Raw genomic sequence first — 19,084 nt, forward strand, 5'->3', positions numbered from 1 at the left:
TCAGGACATCCCGGGGAGGAGTTGGACGACGAGGTCGATCAGTTTGATGCCGATGAACGGCGCGACTATTCCGCCGAGACCGTAGATCGTCAGGTTGCGGCTCAACAGTTTCGACGCATTGCTCGGCCGATAGTGCACACCGCGCAGCGCCAACGGGATCAGTGCGATGATGACCAGCGCATTGAAGATGACCGCGGAAAGGATCGCCGACTGCGGACTGGCCAGTCGCATGACGTTCAGCAGGTCGAGCCCCGGAAACAGCGCGACGAACAGCGCGGGAATGATCGCGAAGTACTTGGCGATGTCATTGGCGATCGAGAACGTGGTCAGCGCACCGCGGGTGATGAGCAGCTGTTTGCCGATCTCCACGATTTCGATGAGCTTGGTCGGATCCGAATCCAGATCGACCATATTTCCGGCCTCTTTGGCTGCCGAGGTGCCGGTGTTCATCGCGACGCCCACGTCGGCTTGGGCAAGGGCCGGAGCGTCATTGGTGCCATCGCCGGTCATCGCGACCAGTCGGCCGCCGTCCTGCTCCTGTTTGATCAGTGCGAGTTTGTCCTCGGGCGTCGCCTCGGCGAGGAAGTCGTCCACACCGGCCTCATCGGCAATCGCCTTGGCGGTCAAGGGGTTGTCGCCGGTGATCATCACCGTGCGGATGCCCATTCGCCGCATCTCGTCGAAGCGTTCCCGCATGCCTTGCTTCACAACGTCTTTCAGGTGAATGACGCCGAGCAGCCGAGCCTTGCCGGCACTGACCTCGCCGACGACCAGCGGCGTACCGCCGGATGCGGAGATCCCGTCGACGATCACGCCGACATCGCCCGGTACGTCCCCGCCTTGTGCGCGAACCCATTCGGTGACCGCGCTGGCGGCGCCTTTGCGCAGCTGGTGTCCGTCCTGCAGGTTCACCCCCGACATGCGGGTTTGGGCGGTGAATTCCACCCAGGTCGCGCCGGTCAGCTCACCCGGTGTGCGCTCGCGCTTGTTGAACGCCTGCTTGGCGTAGACCACGATGGAGCGACCCTCGGGGGTTTCGTCGGCCAGACTGGAAAGCTGTGCGGCATCGGCCAATTCGTCATCCGGAATGCCGGGCATCGGCACGAATTCCGAGGCCTGCCGGTTGCCCAGTGTGATGGTGCCCGTCTTGTCCAGCAGCAGGGTGTTCACGTCACCGGCGGCCTCTACCGCGCGGCCGGACATGGCGAGCACATTGCGCTGCACCAGGCGGTCCATACCGGCGATGCCGATGGCCGAAAGCAGTGCGCCGATGGTGGTCGGAATCAGGCACACCAGCAGCGAGACCATCACGATGCCGGTGACGCCGTGCACGTCCAGTGCCGAAGTGTCCGCAACCCCGGGGTTGTTCGACTTCGAGAAGATCGCCAACGGCTGCAAGGTCGCAACCGCGAAGACGAAGATGATGGTCAGCGCGGCGAGCAGAATATTCAGCGCGATCTCGTTGGGTGTCTTCTGCCGCGACGCACCCTCCACGAGCGCGATCATCTTGTCGATGAAGCTCGCACCGGGCTCCTGGGTGATCTTGACGATGATGCGGTCGGACAGCACCGTGGTGCCGCCGGTAACCGCCGAACGGTCGCCGCCGGACTCCCGGATGACCGGCGCGGATTCGCCGGTGATGGCCGATTCGTCCACCGACGCAATACCTTCCACCACGTCGCCGTCGCCGGGAATCACCTGGCCCGCCTCGACGATGACGTAGTCGCCGCGTCGCAGCGCCGGAGCCCCGACGCTCTCCTCGACGATTCGCGCACCCGGTGACCAGTCGACCAAACGCCGAGCCATCGTGTCGGTCTTGGCTTTCCGCAGCGTATCGGCCTGTGCCTTACCGCGTCCCTCGGCCACCGCCTCGGCCAGATTGGCGAAAATAACAGTGAGCCAGAGCCATACGACGATCGCCCAAGCGAAGAAGGTCGGCTCGGCCAGCGCGAGCACGGTCGACCAGACCGCGCCGATCTCGACGATGAGCATGACCGGGTTGCGCCACATGGTGCGCGGGTCGAGCTTGCGCACCGCGTCCGGAATGGCGGTCAGCAGCATCTTCGGATCGAGCACACCTTTGCGAACGCCACGTTTGTAATGGGCGGTCATTTCGGTTGTCGCAGTGGACATATCAGTGGATTCCTTCGGCGAGCGGCCCGAGTGCGAGTGCGGGCAGGAAGGTCAGCGCGACCAGGATCACCGTCACGCCGACGACCATGCCGACGAACTGCGGCCGGTGCGTCGGCAGTGTGCCGATGGACTTGGGGGTCTGACCCTGCTGGGCGAGCGAACCGGCAAGAGCCAGTACGAAAATGATCGGCAGGAAGCGTCCGAACACCATGGCCAGGCCCAGCGCGGTGTTGTACCACTCGGTATTCCCGGTCAGACCCGCGAAGGCCGAACCGTTGTTGTTCGCCGCGGATGTGAAGGCGTACAAGACTTCCGAGAGTCCGTGCGGTCCGGAGTTGAGCATGCCCGCGCGCTGACCGGGCATGGCCATCGCGGCCGCCGTGCCAACCAGCACGATCAGCGGGCTGATCAGGAAATACGAAGCGGCGAGCTTGATTTCGCGCGGCGTGATCTTCTTGCCCAGATATTCCGGTGTGCGACCGACCATCAGCCCCGCGACGAAGACGGTGATCACCGCGAGGATCAGCATGCCGTACAGACCCGAGCCGGTGCCGCCCGGCGCGACCTCACCCAGCTGCATATTGAACATCGTCATCATGCCGCCCAGGCTGGTGTAGGAATCGTGGAACGAATCCACCGCGCCGGTGGAGGTCAGCGTGGTCGCGGTGGCGAAGGTCGCGGAATCGGCCACGCCGAAACGGGTTTCGACACCCTCGAGCGATGCGCCGATCGCGGTCGGCACCGTGCCGTGGTGCTGCAGTTGGAACACGTTCTGCAAGGTGACGCTGATCAGCGCGATCGTGCCCATTACCGCCACGATCGCGTAGCCCTGCTTCTTACTGCCGACCATGCGACCGAAGGTGCGCGGCAGCGAGAAGCTGATCACCAGCAGCAGGAAGATTTCCAGCCAGTTGGTCCAGGTCGTCGGATTCTCGAAGGGGTGCGCGGAGTTCGCGTTGTAGAACCCGCCACCGTTGGTGCCGAGTTCCTTGATGACCTCCTGGCTGGCCACCGGGCCGCCGGTAATGGTCTGCTCGCCGCCGCTCAGCGTCTGCGCGACCTGATCGTGCAGGTGGAAGTTCTGGATCGCGCCACCGGCGACGAGAATGATCGCGAACACGAATGCCAGCGGCAGCAGGATGCGAATGGTGCCGCGCACCAGATCCACCCAGAAGTTGCCGAGATCGCCGGTATGCCTGCGCGCGAAGCCGCGCACCAGCGCGACCGCCACCGCGATGCCGACGGCCGCCGAGACGAAGTTCTGCACCGCGAGGCCGGCCATCTGCACCAGGTGGCCCTGGGTGGATTCACCGGAGTAGTTCTGCCAGTTCGTATTCGTCACGAAGCTGACCGCGGTATTCCAGGCCAGCGCCGGGGTCATCTCGGTGCCCGGATCGTGCAGGTGCATCGGCAGCTTGCCCTGGACAAGTTGCAGGAAGAACAGGAACAGAACGCTGACCGCCGAGAACGCCAGCACACTGCGGGCGTAGACGCCCCAGGTCTGTTCGACCTCGGGCTGCACGCCGATGGCCTTATAGATCACCCGCTCCGCACGGGAGTGCTTGCTGGCGTTGTAGACCCGGAACATGTAGTCACCGAGCGGCACATGGACCAAGGCGAGCGCGATGATCAGGGATGCGACGAAGGCGATCCCCGCGGTGGTCGTGTTCAACTAGAACCTCTCGGGAAACAGCAACGCCGCCACCATGTAGACGGCGATGAGGACGGCGAGGACCAGACCGATCAGGTTCGCGATCACAGCTTTTCCACCCCGCGCTGGAGCAGGCCCAGTAGCGCGAAGATCGCCACGGTGAGCACCGTGAACACCACGACAGACATTTACACAACCTCCATTGGCGCCGCCGGTATGGCGTGCGACATGGCGAGTCAAGCGGTCATTCGAGCTGGTGCGAAGGTTGTTTACGGGTTCTTGGCGGCCCATTGATGAGCATTGACGCTTCGTTTACGGGTATGGCTCGGGACCCGAGTGAAAGGATGCCGTCAAGGTAGGCGGATAACCCGTCAACACACCGTAAAGATCCAGATAGACGGCCGGTACGGGAGTAGAAATTCATCGACCGGCCAGGCGGGGGATGCCAGCGCGACCGGTTTCCTATTCGTTGGTGGAAGGATCGTCATGTCGGCTGCTGCCGTCGCGTTGATCGTTGTATTCGTCTCGAGCGCGCTGGTCATTCGCGCGCTTTCCATCATTGTGGAGGGACGGGATTCGGATGCCACGACAGAACGGGCACGGATCTTCGGTGACACGCCGTATCGCGCGATGATGGACGAGTGAAACGCGGCCAACTGCGCATCTACCTCGGTGCGGCACCGGGGGTCGGCAAGACCTACGCCATGCTGGGCGAGGCCCATCGCCGACTCGAACGCGGCCGCGACGTGGTAGCTGCGGTAGTGGAGACACACGGTCGAGCCAAGACCGCGGAACTGCTGGCGGGGATAGAGCGGATTCCACCGCGCATGGTGGAGTATCGCGGCACGACCCTGCCCGAACTCGATGTGGAAGCGGTGCTGCGCCGTGCACCGGCCGTCGTGCTGGTCGACGAACTCGCGCACACCAACGCGCCGGGCAGCAAACATGCCAAGCGCTGGCAGGACGTCGAGGATTTGCTGGCCGCGGGCATCGATGTGATCTCGACGGTCAATGTGCAGCATCTGGAGAGCCTCAACGACGTCGTCGAGCAGATCACCGGCATCCAGCAGAAGGAAACCGTGCCCGACGCCGTGGTGCGCAGCGCCGACCAGGTCGAACTCGTCGATATCACGCCGGAAGCGTTGCGGCGCAGGCTTTCGCACGGCAATGTGTACGCCGCCGACAAGGTCGACGCGGCGCTGCGCAATTACTTCCGGCCCGGCAATCTGACCGCCCTGCGCGAATTGGCGCTGCTGTGGCTGGCCGACCAGGTCGACGCCGCATTGGCGAAATACCGGGCCGACCACAAGATCACCGAGCTGTGGGAGGCGCGCGAACGCGTGGTCGTCGCGGTGACCGGTGGTCCGGAATCGGAAACCGTGGTGCGCCGGGCCAGCCGCATCGCGACCAAATCCAGTGCCGAGCTCGTGCTGCTTCATGTGGTGCGTGGCGACGGGTTGGCCGGGGTGTCGACCGAACGGCTGAATCGGCTGCGGGAATTGGCCGCCAGCCTGGATGCCTCGCTGCACACGGTCACCGGTGATGATGTGCCGAATACGCTGCTGGAATTCGCCCGCGAGGTGAACGCGACCCAGCTGGTGCTCGGCACCTCCCGGCGCTCGCGCTGGGCCCGCATGCTCGACGAGGGCATCGGCTCGGCCGTGGTGCAGGCCTCCGGAAAGATCGACGTGCACATGGTCACGCACGAGGAGGCCAACCGCGGGCTGCGTCGCTATTCATTGATGCCGCGTCAGCCGATCCGGGCCTGGCTCGCGGCGGCGCTGGTGCCCGCGGCGGTATCGGTGATCTGTTCCTTCCTGGACGGCTATCTCGAACTCGGCGGTCTCAGCGCGGTGTTCTTCATCGGTGTCGTCGCGGTGGCATTATTGGGCGGCGTTGTGCCAGCGGCACTTTCGGCGCTGCTGTCGGGCATGCTGTTGAACTGGTTCTTCGTTGATCCGCGCTACAGCCTGACCATTGCCGAACCGGACAGCTTCGTCACGGTGGTGGTGTTGCTGATCGTGGCGGTGGCGGTCGCGGCGCTGGTCGATGTGGCCGCCAAACAGACCCGTCAGGCGCGCAGGGCTTCCCAGCAGGCCGAATTGCTGACCCTGTTCGCCGGTGCCGTGCTGCACGGTGCGGATCTGCCCAACCTGCTCGAACAGGTCCGCGAGACCTACGGGCTGCGCGCGGTCAGCATGCAGTGCGGTGACGAGGTGATAGCGGCGGTCGGCACGAGTCCGCCGCAGCGGGCGTCCGAGGCCGAAACCGCTATCCAGGCGGGCGATGCGACGAGCTGGTTGCTGTTGGCGGGACGTCCACTCGCCGCGACCGACCGTCCGGTGCTCAGCGCCGTCGCCAATCAGGCGGCCGGGCTGGTCCGCCAGTCCCGGTTGGCCGAGGAGGCCAGCGCCGCGGCGGCTCTGCTCGAGGCCGATCGGTTGCGTCGGGCGCTGCTGTCCGCCGTGAGCCACGATCTGCGTACACCGCTGGCCGGTGCCAAGGCAGCGGTTTCCAGTCTGCGCAGTGACGACATCGAGTTCTCGCCCGAGGACACCGTCGAATTGCTGGAAACCATCGAGGAATCGGTGGATCAGCTGACCGCGCTGGTCGGCAATCTGCTCGACTCCTCGCGCCTGGCGGTCGGTGTGGTGCAGCCGCAGTTCCGTCGGGTGTACATGGACGAGGTCGTGCACCAGGCGCTGGTCAGCGTCGGGATGGGCGCGCGCGGGCTGCGGCGCGCGGCGATGGATCGGGTGAAGGTCGAGGTCGGCGAGGTTTCGGTGCGGGCGGACAGCGGCCTACTCGAGCGGGTGCTTGCCAATCTGATCGATAACGCGCTGCGGCATTCGACGCGCGATACGCCGGTACGGGTCACCGCCGAACACGACGGCGACCGGGTGTCGATAGCCGTGATCGATGTCGGTCCCGGTGTCCCGCCGGGCACCGAGGAGCAATTATTCGAGCCGTTCCAGCGGCTCGGCGATCGTGACAACACCACGGGGGTCGGGCTCGGCCTTTCGGTGGTGCGCGGATTCGTCGAGGCGATGGGCGGCACCGTGCATGCCGAACCGACACCGGGCGGAGGATTGACGATGATCGTGGACCTGCCTGCCGATGAAACCGGGGTGAGCAGTCGATGACGAGCACAACGACACCGCGGACCGCACAGGAAGTCGTGATGACCGACAACAAGCAGCAAGCACCGTCGACCAAGGTGCTTGTGGTCGATGATGAACCGCAGATCGTCCGGGCACTGCGCATCAATTTGTCGGTGCGCGGCTATGAGGTGATCACCGCGGGCACCGGCGCGGCGGCATTGCGCGCGGCGGCCGATAAGCATCCCGATGTGGTCATCCTGGATTTGGGTCTGCCCGATATGGATGGCATCGAGGTACTGGCCGGGCTGCGCGGCTGGACGGCGACACCGGTGATCGTGCTCTCGGCGCGCACCGATTCGACCGACAAAGTGGAAGCGCTGGACGCGGGCGCGGACGACTATGTCACCAAGCCGTTCGGCATGGATGAGCTGCTCGCCAGGCTGCGGGCCGCGGTCCGCCGTGGCGCGACCGATACCGACGCCCCCGATCCGGTGGTCGTGACCTCCTCGTTCACCGTCGACCTAAGCGCGAAGAAGGTCACCAAGAACGGTGAACCGGTGCATCTGACCCCGACCGAATGGGGCATGCTCGAGATGCTGGTGCGTAACCGCGGCAAACTTGTCGGGCGGCGCGAGCTGCTGCGCGAGGTGTGGGGGCCGTCGTATGCCACCGAAACGCATTATCTGCGGGTGTATCTCGCGCAGTTGCGACGCAAGCTCGAGATCGACCCGTCGAATCCGAAGCATCTGCTGACCGAGGCCGGAATGGGGTACCGCTTCCAGGAGTGATGTCTGCGAGATCACCGTTCGAGGTGGCCATTCGCGGAAGGGCTCACGCTCGCGCGGCGTTGGCGGGGGTGAGTGTTCCGTTTCGAGAATGGCAGGATCAGACCATGGCTGACCAGACCACCGCATCCGCGACCCCGACCACCGCTGCGACCGAGCCGACCACCCTGTGGGTCGAGCGCACCGGGACCAGGGCGTACACCGGCCGCAGCTCGCGCGGCGCCGAGGTATTGATCGCGTCGCAGGGCGTACCAGGGGCCTTCACCCCCGGTGAACTGCTGAAGATCGCCTTGGCGGGCTGCTCCGGACTGAGCGCGGACTTCCCGCTCTCGCGCAAGCTCGGCGACACCTTCGAGGCGACCATTCGCGTCTCCGGCGACGCCGACCGCGAGAACGAGGTGTACCCGCAGCTCGACGAGGTGTTCGAGCTGGACCTCAGCGAACTGGACGAGCAGGCCCGCGAGCGACTGCTGGTCACCGTGCAGCGCGCCATCGACAAGGTCTGCACCGTCGGCCGGACGCTGAAGGCCGGTGCCAAGGTCACGCTCACCTTCGATATCGACGCCATCGACGCGTGATGCCGGAAACGGTTCGGCTCAGCGCGTGGGTGCACGGCTACGTGCAGGGCGTCGGCTTCCGCTGGTGGACGCGCTCGCGGGCGCTGGCGCTCGGCCTGCTCGGACACGCCACCAACGCGCGCGACGGTCGGGTGCATGTGGTGGCCGAAGGTCCGCGGCCCGCATGCGAAATGTTGCTGGATCTTCTGCGTTCTGGAGATACTCCTGGTCGGGTCGACCTTGTTGTGGAAAGCTGGGAGCCCGCGCGGGGAGATTTGTCCGGATTCGAGGAGCGGTAGTGGTTTCGACGACCGAGCGATGTGATCGTTGAGTACCGGCGGGCCGGGGGCGGGAGACGACGCGGGGCGGACTCCGCCGGAGCCGGGGGCGTCGACGCCTGATGGGCCTGAGTCCGGCGGGTATGCGGGGTTTGAAGACGCACCGGCGCAACCGCTTTCGCCGGGTGGTGGGTCTGGTTCAGTGAGCGGTGGAGCTGGTTCTGCGGATCCCGGGTCTGGTTCGCCAGGTGGTGGATCTGGTTCTGCGGGTGGCGGGTCCGGGTCGCTCGGCAGTGAGTCGGGCTCGCCGGGTTCCGGGTCTGGTTCGGCGAGTGCTGGGTCTGGCACACCGGGTGGTGGAGCTGGTTCTGCGGATGCCGGATCCGGCGCGGGCGGCGGCCCTGTTATGCCGGGTGGGTCTGGCGCGCCGGACGACGGACCGGTTGCGCCTGGCAGCGAGCCGCGGCGGTTCGGGAGCCCGCCGCAAAGGGGCAGTGTCCAGCGACAAGAGCCCGGTGTCACCCAGCCGCGTCCGCCGACGGTGGCGGAGGCGCGGGCGCGTGACAAGGCGCGTAAGCGCGCGGAGGAGGCGCAGCGGGCCGCGACGGCCGCCACCGAGCAAAAGAAGCGCACCCGCAAGCGCGTGCTCATCGGTGGTGTCGCGATTGTCGGTGTCGCTGGTCTGGTCGGCGGCGGTTATCTCGCGTATCGGGCGATCACCAAACCCGATCAGGTGACCGCCTATTGCACCGTGATCGATCAGAACGGTCAGGAGGTCGTCGCACCCGATGACGACTGCCAGGTCGCCTCGACCGCGGTCGGATCCGGCACGACCGGCGCTTACACCGGCAGCAATGGGATCTTCATCTACAACGGGCACCAGTACCGCTACTACTACGGCGGCAACAACACCGTCGGCAAACCGCCGACCGGCGGAACCACGGTGCAGCCCAAGGGCGCTCAGATCTCGACCAAGGGCGGCAGCACCATTACCCGCGGCGGTCTCGGCACCAGCAGCAAGAGCGGCGGGGGTTCGTAATGCGACGCGTGCGCGCAACTCCGCGACCCGGCTGGCAACAGATCATCGAGGGCCAGGGCCTGGTCTACGGTTCGCCCGGGCGTGATGCGAGCGGTCTGCCCCGGCCGTACTGGGATGAATCGGTGCATTACGAGTTCGAGATGTCGGAGATCCTCGCGCTGGAGGCCGATGTCGAACTACTGCATTCGATGTGTCTGAATGCCGTCGAGCATGTCGTGCTCACCGAGCGGTACAAGGATTTCGGTCTGCCCGAATGGAGTTGGGGGCCGATCGCGGAATCCTGGAAGCGCAATGACCCATACGTCTACGGGCGTTTCGATCTGCGCTACGACGCGCGCCGTCCGGCGAAACTGCTGGAGTACAACGCCGATACCCCGACCTCACTGTTAGAGGCGGCGATTGTGCAGTGGCACTGGCTCACCGCGCTCTATCCCGACGGCGATCAGTGGAATTCCCTGCACGAGAAGCTGGTCGAGCGCTGGACCGAATTGCGCGACATCCTGCCCTCGGCGCAATTGCATTTCACCTGGTCGGGTGCGGATGCCACCGGTGAGGACAATGTCACCACCGCGTATATGCAGGAGACCGCGGCCGAGGCCGGATTCGACACCATCGCGCTACCGATAGAGGAGGTCGGATTCGATAGCGAGCTGGAGCGTTTCGTCGATCTGGCCGAGGGCTCGATCGACGCGATTTTCAAGCTCTATCCCTGGGAGTGGGTGCTCGACGACGATTTCGGTAAGCGCGTGGTCGCGAGCCTGCCGCAGACCATGTGGGTCGAGCCGCTGTGGAAGACCCTGCTGAGCAACAAGGCGATCCTCGCGATCCTGTGGGAGATGTATCCGGGGCACCCGAATCTATTGCCCGCCTATCTCGATCAGCCCAATGAACTCACCGAATACATTCGCAAGCCGAAGCTCGGGCGCGAGGGTGCGAATATGACCATTGTCGGTGCGGGTCTGGAGACGGCCACCGGCGGGGTCTACGGCGAAGAGGGTTTCGTCTACCAATTGCTGGACCCGCTACCGGAATTCGACGATATGCGTCCGGTTCTCGGTGCCTGGATCGTCGGCGACAACGCGGCCGGACTCGGGATTCGCGAAACCGCTGGATTGATCACCGACGACGGCTCGGCCTTTGTCCCGCACCGCATTACGCAGTAACTACGCGACCCCACCTCGGAAGGATCACGATGACCGCAGTTGCCCTCGAATCGGGTTACTGGAACTCGCTCGGCACCGGTGTTGGAGCGATCGTCTGCTACGCCATCGTCGGCTTGGCCCTCATGCTCATCGGCTTCTACGCCATCGATCTGACCACACCGGGCAAGCTGCGCGCGCTGGTCGCCGCGGGTAAACCCAATGCCATCATCGTCACCGCCGCGGGCATGGTCAGCATGGCCTTGATCGTGGTGCTGGCGACCTACGCCTCGGCGGGCAAACTGTCCGAGGGACTCATCGCCGCCAGCGTCTACGGGTTGGTCGGCATTATCGCGCAGGTGATCTCGGTGCGGGTCATCGAGCGCGCACTCGGCATCGATATCGGTGCGGCGCTGCAATCCGATGTGTACACAACCGAGGTGCTCGTGGTGGCCGCCGCGCATTTCGCGCTCGGCCTGGTGGTCGCATTCGCCATTCTGTAGTTCCTCTGGCGCAATAATGCCGCATGTTGGTCTTCGCGCCGGGCGAGCGACGCGTTCACTGCAGGCGCGCGAGGTGGCGAGTTCAAGCGGTCCTGACGATGAAAGATCAGCGGTGAGCTTGAATCTTTCTGGTGGGATGCGGGGGGCGAGGCAGCGAATCCAACAGGCCGTAGGCATTTTTAGGTCCGGAGGTCAGTTGTCGTAGGAGGCGACTCCAACAGGCCCAACGCCTAGGCAGAGCTCGAGTCCTGTTGTGCGAGGACTGATTCGGAGCATGGACCCGCTGCCGACCACGCGAACATAGACGGTATTCAACCCCTTGCGAACCGGCGCGCCCACGGGCTCGCCGTGTTCGAACGACACGGTAATCCGTCCGTCTTCGTTGGCCAGATAGTTGAGCTGCACAGTCCATTCGTGTTCGAGCATCGGTCCGTCGAGCGGAACATCGCTCGGCCGCGGACCGCGAATCCGATACCCACAGCCATCCTCCGGCCCAGGCACAATACTGCGATTCCACCAAACCGCCGCCTCGACGATCTCCCCACGATCGGTGATCATCCGCAGCCGCGGAGTCGAATCAGCAAACGTAGTCGGCCCCGCAACCGGCGCAAGCACCCGACTGACCAGATTCTGCGGATAAGCCGTCGGATTCAACACATCCCACGGCACCTCCTGCTCCAACAACGGCACCCCATCGCCCCTCCCCAGCGCCCCCTTCACATTCATCACATATGCCCTCGTCGGATTAACCCGCCAAGACTCCACAAAAGCCGCAGTAGACCAAAGACTGCTCACCAAAAACGCCACCCCCAAAACAGTCGCAACCTGCGAACCGAGCGCGAATCCCGATGTGCGCCAACCAACCCCGCACCCCGCTGCGACATCGTGGTTACGTGACGTGCTCGCTCCGTCACGCGAATCGGGGGGCGGTGCGGGAGTCTCGCTGTGTGGCACAGCCGCGCCGGGAGTCTGTGGCGGTGTGTGGTCCTGCGGGATGGTCGCGTCGTGTTGCGGGTCGGGAAGCATCGCGGCGGCGTGGCCATGTGGACCTGCAAACAGCGCACGAACGCGGCCAGGGAAGTGGCGACGCGAATCTGCGTGCGGCACAGGAGCACAGCCGTCTCGGAGCGGACGCGCGAGATCATCGAAACCGGGAAGCAATTCAGCGGTGCGGCCGCGCTCGTCTGGAAGCAACGCCGGAGCCTGATCGCGCGGTCGAGCACGCACGATCAGCGCACCCGCTGCGGTCAGCACCACCGCGATATCGGCGAAATAGCGTAGGGACTGCATCAGTTCGGCGGCGGTGTTCGGGCCGCTGCGGGCCAATGCGACCGGCAGTTGGGCGACGAGCGCGTATACCGCCGCTGTCACCCACACCGGGCCCACCCGAAGCCGGGCACGTAGCGTCAGCAGCACGAGCGCGCACAATGCGGCCCACGCCAGCACGACCGCCCAACTCGGTGGATCCGTCCACGGCGTCGACGGCAACCAGCGCTCCCAACGCCACGGTCCGCCGAACAGTGTCGGCACAATTCCCAATGACGTTGCGCCGGGCAATAAGTCACGCAATTCCGCCGGACTGGTATGCACCGCCGAAACATCCACCACCGTCAGATATCCGGCCAGCCAACAGGCGATCACCACCCCGGACCAACCCCACAGCGGCGCCCCACGCCGCGCCACCACCCGCAGCGCGGATCCGAGACCGTCGACATGCCGAGCCAGCACCGCAACAGCGAATGCCGCGAACGGAACAATCACCGACTTCTCGAAAAAGAGCAGCGCCACCCCCAACACCACGCCCCCCGAGACCGCATACCGCCGCCGGCCCGTCTCGACGAGCCGCACCGCATCGCCGATCACCCAAGCGAGCGCGAATTGCAGCGGCAGCGCATTGAGAGCGGCGGCCCACCACGCATACGCCGGAAGCGTCAGCGGACAGAACAGATAAAACCCCAGCGGCACCAGAATCGCCCACCGCACTCCTACAAGCACGACCAGCATCCGCACCACAGCCACCGACGCCGCGAACTGCAACACCACCAGCGACACCACCGGCCCAGCCCACGTCAACGGCGCAATCGCCGTCACCACCCAAGCCGTAGCAAACGCCAACGGCATGAAGTGTCCATCATGGTTGTACAACAGCAAATCCGCCGACCACAGCGAATAACTCCCCGACCGCCCCACCAAAATCAGATCGTCCCAATAGAAAAACCCACTCCCCGCCACCCACCCCCGAATCCCCAACTGCACCACCACAAAACCCAACGCCACCCCGAGAACACCCCGCCCCGCCCCGCCCACCCGCGCAGGCGCGACGTCGACCAACTTCGGCACGGCGACGGTATCCATGTCACCCCACCGTAGTGTCATGCCCTGTACCCGCGACAACTCCGCGCCGCATACCCTCTCACCCCCTCTCGCGCCGCGCATCAATCCACCGGGAAAGTGCGGGTGACCCACTCAGTCCGGTTCAGCCGTGACCCATCGTGATGCCGAATGCCTGTCTCGCGCGGCTGGAATTCAGCTGAGTTCGGCGAAGAACTGTCGGATGTCGCCGACGAGTAGTTCGGGTGCCTCGTGTGCGGCGAAGTGACCTGCGGCATCGTTGGGGCCGCCGATGGCCGAGCCCGCGTCGTAGGAGTTCCAGCTGACGATGTTGCTGTGGTCGCGCTCGGCGAACCGGCGGATCGACTGGAAATCGCCCTTGAACATGGCCAGTGCGGTGGGGGTCGTGGTCGAGCCGGTCGGGCGGTCGGTGTTGTGTGCTTCCTCGTAGTAGTAGCGGAGCGAGGAGGCCGCGGTGCCGGTCAGCCAGTAGAGGGCGATGTTGCCGATGACGAAATCGGCGTCCAGACTCTCACCGAAGAGCTGTGCGTTCCATCCCAGCAAGCCGATCGGCGAGTCGGAGAGCGCGTAGGCCAGCGTCTGTGGCTGCTGGCTGCACAGGATGTTGAAGGCCATCTTGTTGTCTTGGAACCACTTCAGGTGTTCGAGCGCCGCCAGATCTTGGGGCGAGAGGTCGACGAACTCGGCTGGATCGCCGGAGGGGAACGAAAACAATTGTGTCACATGGACACCCACTACCCGGTCCGGTGCCAGGCGACCGATCTCCGGGGAGACCATCGAGCCGCCGTCATTGCCGATCGCACCGAAGCGGTGGTAGCCGAGCCGGTCCATCAGCTCGATCCAGGCCTTGGCGACGCGGCGCATGGTCCAGCCGGTGCTGTGGGTCGGGCCGGAAAAGCCCATGCCGGGTAGCGCCGGAATCACCAGGTGGAAGGCGGGGTCCTCAGCAGAGTCCGGTGTGGTCAGCGACTCGATGACGTCGAGGAACTCGAGCACCGAGCCGGGCCAGCCGTGGGTGAGGATCACCGGCAGCGCGTCCGCGCGAGCTGACCGGATGTGCAGAAAGTAGATGTTCTCGCCGTCGATCTCGGTGGTGAACTGCGGGTAGGTGTTCAGCTTCGCCTCGAGCGCGCGCCAATCGAAGCTCTCCAGCCAGTACTGCGCCAGGCCGCGCACCCGATCCTCGGGCACACCGTAGGAGTCGCCGACGCCGGGCAGTTCGCCCGGCCACAGGGAGCGGCGCAGACGGTCGGCCAGATCGTCGAGCTTGGTCTGGGGAATGTCGACTTGGAAGGGCTTGATGGTGCTCATGGCGAATCTCCTTTGGAAACGGAATACTTCGTTCTGTTTGAACAGTAGCAGAACGGATCATTCCGTTTCAAGCCTGAGAGCGCTCTGCGACACCAAGCCCGCGCATCCCGACCCGTCCACTGTCGTGCCATCCGCCGCAGATGTCAGTAGCCGCCTATGGCGCGGTCAGTCGTTGGTTTCCGTCCGATCGCCGCCGGCCGGGCTGGTCCGCCCGCGCTATTCGCAGATCTGGTGGGAGAACCCGAATTCAACGGTGACGGCCGCCTGTGCCGGGACGGATGGGTATCGGTTGTGCGGTATGCCGGGGGTGAAGGCGAAGACCGAGACGTGCTCGTTCTGGCGATCCAGCCACCAGCCCGCGGTGCGGCAGGCGCGCCACCGGGTACCGATCAGGTCGTAGAACCCTTCCTCGCGTGCGGAACCGAATGTCCAGCCGCCGGAATCACCCAGATGGGCGAGCAAGTGGCCGGCCACCTGATCATCGGGCGTGCCGTCGGTGGCGGCGATGGCGAAGGTGCGATAGCAGGAGGGGCCCGAGTCGGAGTCCTCGCAGCTGGTCGTGTCGTCGACGACCGTCAGGCCGGCGGGCAGGCGTAGCAGCAGTGCGGCGTCGGGGGTCGCGACGGCCTTGCCTCCGTAGGCTGGGGCGCTCGCGAAGACGCCGAGGTCGCCCAGCACGAAGAACAGCAGCACGAACAGGGCCAGTACGCCGTACAGCCCGCCGAGCACCCGGGCGATCCACTGCCGCACCCCGCCACCGTCGGTATCGGCCCAGTCCCAGATCAGTCCCGCAAGCAGCACCACGACACCGGCGGTGATCATCAGCACCTCGAGACTGTGCTGATAGTGGTGCACTCGCCAGCCCCCGAACGCCACACCCAGCTCGGCCACGGTCAGCACCGCCAACACCGCACCCACGCGCCACCGGGTGCGGGGCGCTCGCGCCGCGAGCAGCCAGCAGGCCAACGGCACCAACAAGATCAGCCGAAACACGTCGCAAGTCTAAAGTGGCTGCGCCGGTGACCATCCGGTTCGATAATGTGTCCGCCGAAGGTCAGTCGGTCGATGATCGCAGCGACGATGTCGTCGCCGAACACCTCTCCCCACCGACCGAAGGGCTTGTTGCTTGTCACGATCAAACTCGCGCGTTCGTAGCGGGAGGAGACAAGTTGGAAGACAGGTTCGCGCCTTCAGATTTGAATGCGATATAGCCAACCTCGTCGACCACGAGCAGTCCGGCCGAGTTTGATCAGCTCTGCCTGCAGTTTTCCGGGCCGGGCCCGGTCAAGCGCCGAGGGCTCGGGCCAGGTGCGGCCAGGAATCGTGTAGGTCGGTTTCGAACTGGCCCCAGGTGTGCGAGCCTTCGGGGCGGTTGACGTGGATGGCGGGGAGTCCGAGTTCAGCGAGCCGGTCCGCGAACGCATCGGTGCAGGAGCTGGCGATGGCCTCGACGGGCGGAAAGCCGAGTCCGCCTTCATCGATCGCGCCGGGGGTGCCGGTGGCGGCCGAGAGGTAGATCGTCTTCCCCGCCAGTGCGCCCGCATTGGCGAACGCGTCGTGCATCCGCCAGATCCCTTGGCCCAGCTCACCCCACATATTCACCGGATTGGCCCCGCCGCGGACGACCTGAGCGCTGACCATCGCGACCCCGAGCGCATCCGACGTCCACGGACATCCGCTGTAGGCCGCCACGGCGCTGTACACATCGCGCGCCTGGATCGCCAGGTCCACCGCTGACCCCGCACTCATCGACACCCCCGCGATCGCATTGCGTCCGGTGCTGCCGAGCCGGGTATCCAGAACCGCCGGGAGTTCCCGCGACAGATAGGTCTGCCACCGGTTGCGACCGACCACCGGATCGTCGCTGAGCCAATCGGTGTACATGCTGTACGCGCCGCCGATCGGCATCACCACGTTGACGTGTTTATCGGCGAAGAACTGCCGGACGTCCGTATCGTCCCACCACGAGATGCCGTCGGCGCCGCCACCGATTCCGGTGAGCAGATACAGCGTCGGCGCGGGACCACCCGCGGCTCGAATCACCCTGTTGCTCACCACCCGATCCATCGCGGGGGAGTAGACGTCCACTTGCGAGACCGAGCCCTCCAGCGGTGTCTCACCGACCACTTGCGGCGCCGCCATCGCAGGGCGAATGGATAGCACAGAAATCGCGAAACCGGCCACCAGCACACTTACGAGCGAGGCCAAATGCCTTGAAGCCCTCACGATTCCGTAATACCACGGAAGATCAATGAGCAAACCCGATGCGTACCAACATCTTCGGCGTCGGCTGCCGGACGTACACCGAAAACGTGCTCGATGCCGCCGCAAAATACGAGGCCACCGCCATAAAGAACGCGATAGGCTGATCTTGGGTGTGCCGGGAAGTCGGGTCGGCGATGCTGTGCCGTTCGACCGCGCGAAAGGACATTCCGTGGCTATCCGATGCGGGCCGTACCACCCGCTCGACAAGAGTCGAGCAGGCGTAATGAGCTGGGCGACCAGTGGTCGGTGTCGCCGGTGACCACCATGGTCCCGTTCGCCTCCGTAGTGTTGATCACGGCGCTGGTCGGGATCGCCGCCGTGCTGTCGAACCGGCTCGCGGAATGGCTGCCCGTCCCGGCACCCGCATTGTTCCTGGTCGGGGCCGCGGTGGCATCGGATATCCGGCCCGAGTGGGGGAAGATACCGATCAGCGCGGTGGAGCATGTCGCGACGGTGGCGCTGGCGATCATCCTGTTCGACGGCGGCATGCAGATCGGCTGGCGACGGTTCCGGTCCGCGGCGGGCGCGATCGTCTGGATCGGCGTGGTGGGCACCCTCGTTACGGCAGCGGCTCTCGCCCTCGCCGCCCATCTGATCTTCGGACTGGATTGGCGGATTTCACTTCTGCTCGGCACCGCGCTCGCACCCACCGATCCCGCCGTGGTGTTCTCGGTGCTCGGCCGCCGGGAGATCTCCGGTCGCAGCGGGGTATTGCTGCAGGGGGAGTCGGGTGCGAACGATCCCGTCGGCATCGCACTGCTGATCGTGCTGCTCGGCGCCACCACCTTCAGCGGCGGTGCCGTCGCGCGGGCCGCCACCGAATTCGGATTGCAAATGCTGCTCGGCGCGGCGGTCGGGGTCGCGGGTGGGCTGGGGCTGCTGTGGTTCATGCGGCGCGTCCCGCTGCCTGCCGCGGGCTTGTATTCCTTGCGAGTCCTGATGTCCGCCTTGGCAATCTACGGTGCGGCCACCCTCGCGCACGGCTCCGGATTCCTTGCGGTGCTGGTCGCGGGGATCGTCATCGGGGATCAGAACGCGCCCTATAAAGCAGACATCGCCCGCTTCCACTCCGCATTGGCGAATTTGGCCGAGATCGTCGTCTTCGTCCTGCTCGGGCTCACCATTCAACTCGCCGGACCCGATGGAATAGGCCAAGGCAACGCCTGGCTGATCGGTCTAGTGCTCGCACTGCTGCTCACCATGCTGATTCGGCCGGTGCTGGTCGGCATACTGCTCTGGAAGGTGCGGCTCACCCGCGGCGAACGCGGATTCGTGCTGTGGACCGGACTCAAGGGCGCCGTACCGATTCTGTTGGGCACCTTCATCGTGCACGCGGGTGTCCCCGACAGCCACCGCGCCTACGAAATCATCTTCATCGTCGTCGCATTCTCGGTCATCGTCCAAGGCGGCCTTGTCCCCACCCTGGCCCGCCTGCTCGGCGTCCCCCTGCGCGTAGTCGACCCCGAACCATGGGGCGTAGGCGTCCGCTTCCGCCACGAACCTCAAGAACTCCACCGCTACCGCATAGCCCCCAGTTCCGCCGCCGACGGCAGCACCCTAGCCGACCTACACGCCCGCGAAATCTGGATCAGCCTCATAATCCGCAACGGCCGCCTGGTCCCCACCACCCCCGACACCACCCTCCAAGCCAACGACGAAGTCCTCGTGACCCTTCCCACCCCGCTACCCCCCGCCCACATAACCGCCACCTTCACCACCCCCATCCACCCCTAGCCCTCAGAATGCCTTGGCGCAGCGACCTTCCCGGCATTCGCCTCCACCAGTGCACGGTGATCGGCGGTCCAGTTTCGTGCCCCACAACCCACGTGCACCCGCCCCCAGGCGCACGACCATGCCCCCTTTGACCGTCCGCTCCGCGTTCACGGGCGCCAACACTTACCCTTCGGCGGTGTCGAGAATGCTTGGTGGAGACGGTTTCTCGGCGTTTGCCGCCTTCGGCGCGTGGTGAG

The 19,084-nt window shown here is 65.3% G+C and carries 16 protein-coding genes and 1 pseudogene; 9 read left to right on the forward strand and 8 right to left on the reverse strand.

Features of this window, described 5'->3' with window-relative positions; all coding sequences use genetic code 11:
• From kdpB to ACQP1T_RS11140, 3 genes are read right to left on the reverse strand one after another with little or no spacing between them, the layout of a single operon-like run.
• A complete protein-coding gene (gene kdpB / locus ACQP1T_RS11130; protein ID WP_433759858.1) occupies positions 1-2,133 on the reverse strand; it encodes a potassium-transporting ATPase subunit KdpB in 2,133 nt (710 codons plus the stop codon).
• 1 nt (position 2,134) lies between these two features.
• Complete coding sequence (gene kdpA, locus ACQP1T_RS11135) at positions 2,135-3,805, reverse strand: potassium-transporting ATPase subunit KdpA (protein ID WP_433759859.1); 1,671 nt, start codon at positions 3,803-3,805, stop codon at positions 2,135-2,137.
• The gene (locus tag ACQP1T_RS11140) at positions 3,806-4,075 is read right to left on the reverse strand and encodes a potassium-transporting ATPase subunit F (protein ID WP_433759860.1); all 270 of its coding nucleotides are present in this window, start codon (positions 4,073-4,075) and stop codon (positions 3,806-3,808) included.
• Between the two features lie 195 nt (positions 4,076-4,270).
• Here ACQP1T_RS11140 and ACQP1T_RS11145 point away from each other — a divergent pair, with 195 nt between their 5' ends.
• From ACQP1T_RS11145 to ACQP1T_RS11180, 8 genes are all read left to right on the forward strand, one after another.
• Complete coding sequence (locus ACQP1T_RS11145; protein WP_433759861.1) at positions 4,271-4,429, forward strand: hypothetical protein; 159 nt, start codon at positions 4,271-4,273, stop codon at positions 4,427-4,429.
• Positions 4,426-6,927, forward strand: a complete 2,502-nt coding sequence (locus ACQP1T_RS11150; RefSeq protein ID WP_433759862.1) for an ATP-binding protein — start codon at positions 4,426-4,428, stop codon at positions 6,925-6,927. The genes ACQP1T_RS11145 and ACQP1T_RS11150 overlap by 4 nt, the downstream gene beginning before the upstream one ends.
• A gap of 38 nt (positions 6,928-6,965) precedes the next feature.
• Positions 6,966-7,673, forward strand: coding sequence for a response regulator (locus tag ACQP1T_RS11155; RefSeq protein WP_433762140.1), 708 nt, complete (start codon positions 6,966-6,968; stop codon positions 7,671-7,673).
• 104 nt (positions 7,674-7,777) lie between these two features.
• Positions 7,778-8,248, forward strand: coding sequence for an OsmC family protein (locus ACQP1T_RS11160; RefSeq protein ID WP_433759863.1), 471 nt, complete (start codon positions 7,778-7,780; stop codon positions 8,246-8,248).
• A complete protein-coding gene (locus ACQP1T_RS11165; RefSeq protein ID WP_433759864.1) occupies positions 8,248-8,526 on the forward strand; it encodes an acylphosphatase in 279 nt (92 codons plus the stop codon). Before ACQP1T_RS11160 ends, ACQP1T_RS11165 begins: the two co-directional genes overlap by 1 nt.
• Positions 8,527-9,046: 520 nt before the next feature.
• On the forward strand, positions 9,047-9,544 hold the full coding sequence (locus ACQP1T_RS11170) for a hypothetical protein (protein WP_433759865.1): 498 nt from the start codon (positions 9,047-9,049) through the stop codon (positions 9,542-9,544).
• Entirely contained in the window at positions 9,544-10,707 is a 1,164-nt protein-coding gene (locus ACQP1T_RS11175) for a glutathionylspermidine synthase family protein (RefSeq protein ID WP_433759866.1), read from the forward strand. Before ACQP1T_RS11170 ends, ACQP1T_RS11175 begins: the two co-directional genes overlap by 1 nt.
• 29 nt (positions 10,708-10,736) lie before the next feature.
• Positions 10,737-11,186 (forward strand): DUF350 domain-containing protein, encoded by a 450-nt coding sequence (locus ACQP1T_RS11180; RefSeq protein ID WP_433759867.1) that lies wholly within the window; start codon positions 10,737-10,739, stop codon positions 11,184-11,186.
• A 192-nt stretch (positions 11,187-11,378) separates the two neighbouring features.
• Here the strand turns inward: ACQP1T_RS11180 and ACQP1T_RS11185 are convergent, their stop codons facing one another.
• The 5 genes and pseudogenes from ACQP1T_RS11185 to ACQP1T_RS11205 all read right to left on the reverse strand — a co-directional run bounded on the left by ACQP1T_RS11185 (position 11,379) and on the right by ACQP1T_RS11205 (position 17,075).
• Positions 11,379-13,541, reverse strand: coding sequence for a hypothetical protein (locus ACQP1T_RS11185; protein WP_433759868.1), 2,163 nt, complete (start codon positions 13,539-13,541; stop codon positions 11,379-11,381).
• Positions 13,542-13,712: 171 nt separating this feature from the next.
• The gene (locus ACQP1T_RS11190) at positions 13,713-14,849 is read right to left on the reverse strand and encodes an epoxide hydrolase family protein (protein WP_433759869.1); all 1,137 of its coding nucleotides are present in this window, start codon (positions 14,847-14,849) and stop codon (positions 13,713-13,715) included.
• 216 nt (positions 14,850-15,065) lie between these two features.
• Positions 15,066-15,842: a hypothetical protein gene (locus tag ACQP1T_RS11195; RefSeq protein WP_433759870.1), complete on the reverse strand. Its 777-nt coding sequence runs from the start codon at positions 15,840-15,842 to the stop codon at positions 15,066-15,068.
• Positions 15,830-16,120: pseudogene (locus ACQP1T_RS11200) on the reverse strand (ATP-binding protein); the annotation flags it as partial. The pseudogene ACQP1T_RS11200 and the gene ACQP1T_RS11195, both read right to left, overlap by 13 nt.
• A gap of 13 nt (positions 16,121-16,133) precedes the next feature.
• Complete coding sequence (locus tag ACQP1T_RS11205; protein WP_433759871.1) at positions 16,134-17,075, reverse strand: alpha/beta hydrolase; 942 nt, start codon at positions 17,073-17,075, stop codon at positions 16,134-16,136.
• Between the two features lie 303 nt (positions 17,076-17,378).
• On the opposite strand from ACQP1T_RS11205, the gene ACQP1T_RS11210 reads away from it, so the two are divergent.
• Complete coding sequence (locus tag ACQP1T_RS11210) at positions 17,379-18,848, forward strand: cation:proton antiporter domain-containing protein (protein WP_433762141.1); 1,470 nt, start codon at positions 17,379-17,381, stop codon at positions 18,846-18,848.
• The last annotated feature ends 236 nt before the right edge of the window (positions 18,849-19,084 follow it).

The organism is Nocardia sp. CA-135398 (genome assembly GCF_050955845.1).
Lineage (GTDB): Bacteria > Actinomycetota > Actinomycetes > Mycobacteriales > Mycobacteriaceae > Nocardia.

What these genes read in the sequence shown, in the direction of transcription:
- ACQP1T_RS11140 (WP_433759860.1), bottom strand. Translation starts at nt 4,075, where the DNA reads ATGGGCCGCCAAGAACCCGTAAACAACCTTCGCACCAGCTCGAATGAC.
- ACQP1T_RS11145 (WP_433759861.1), top strand. Translation starts at nt 4,271, where the DNA reads ATGTCGGCTGCTGCCGTCGCGTTGATCGTTGTATTCGTCTCGAGCGCG.
- kdpB (WP_433759858.1), bottom strand. Translation starts at nt 2,133, where the DNA reads ATGTCCACTGCGACAACCGAAATGACCGCCCATTACAAACGTGGCGTT.
- ACQP1T_RS11210 (WP_433762141.1), top strand. Translation starts at nt 17,379, where the DNA reads ATGGTCCCGTTCGCCTCCGTAGTGTTGATCACGGCGCTGGTCGGGATC.
- ACQP1T_RS11180 (WP_433759867.1), top strand. Translation starts at nt 10,737, where the DNA reads ATGACCGCAGTTGCCCTCGAATCGGGTTACTGGAACTCGCTCGGCACC.
- ACQP1T_RS11175 (WP_433759866.1), top strand. Translation starts at nt 9,544, where the DNA reads ATGCGACGCGTGCGCGCAACTCCGCGACCCGGCTGGCAACAGATCATC.
- ACQP1T_RS11185 (WP_433759868.1), bottom strand. Translation starts at nt 13,541, where the DNA reads ATGGATACCGTCGCCGTGCCGAAGTTGGTCGACGTCGCGCCTGCGCGG.
- ACQP1T_RS11190 (WP_433759869.1), bottom strand. Translation starts at nt 14,849, where the DNA reads ATGAGCACCATCAAGCCCTTCCAAGTCGACATTCCCCAGACCAAGCTC.
- ACQP1T_RS11155 (WP_433762140.1), top strand. Translation starts at nt 6,966, where the DNA reads ATGACCGACAACAAGCAGCAAGCACCGTCGACCAAGGTGCTTGTGGTC.
- ACQP1T_RS11165 (WP_433759864.1), top strand. Translation starts at nt 8,248, where the DNA reads ATGCCGGAAACGGTTCGGCTCAGCGCGTGGGTGCACGGCTACGTGCAG.
- ACQP1T_RS11160 (WP_433759863.1), top strand. Translation starts at nt 7,778, where the DNA reads ATGGCTGACCAGACCACCGCATCCGCGACCCCGACCACCGCTGCGACC.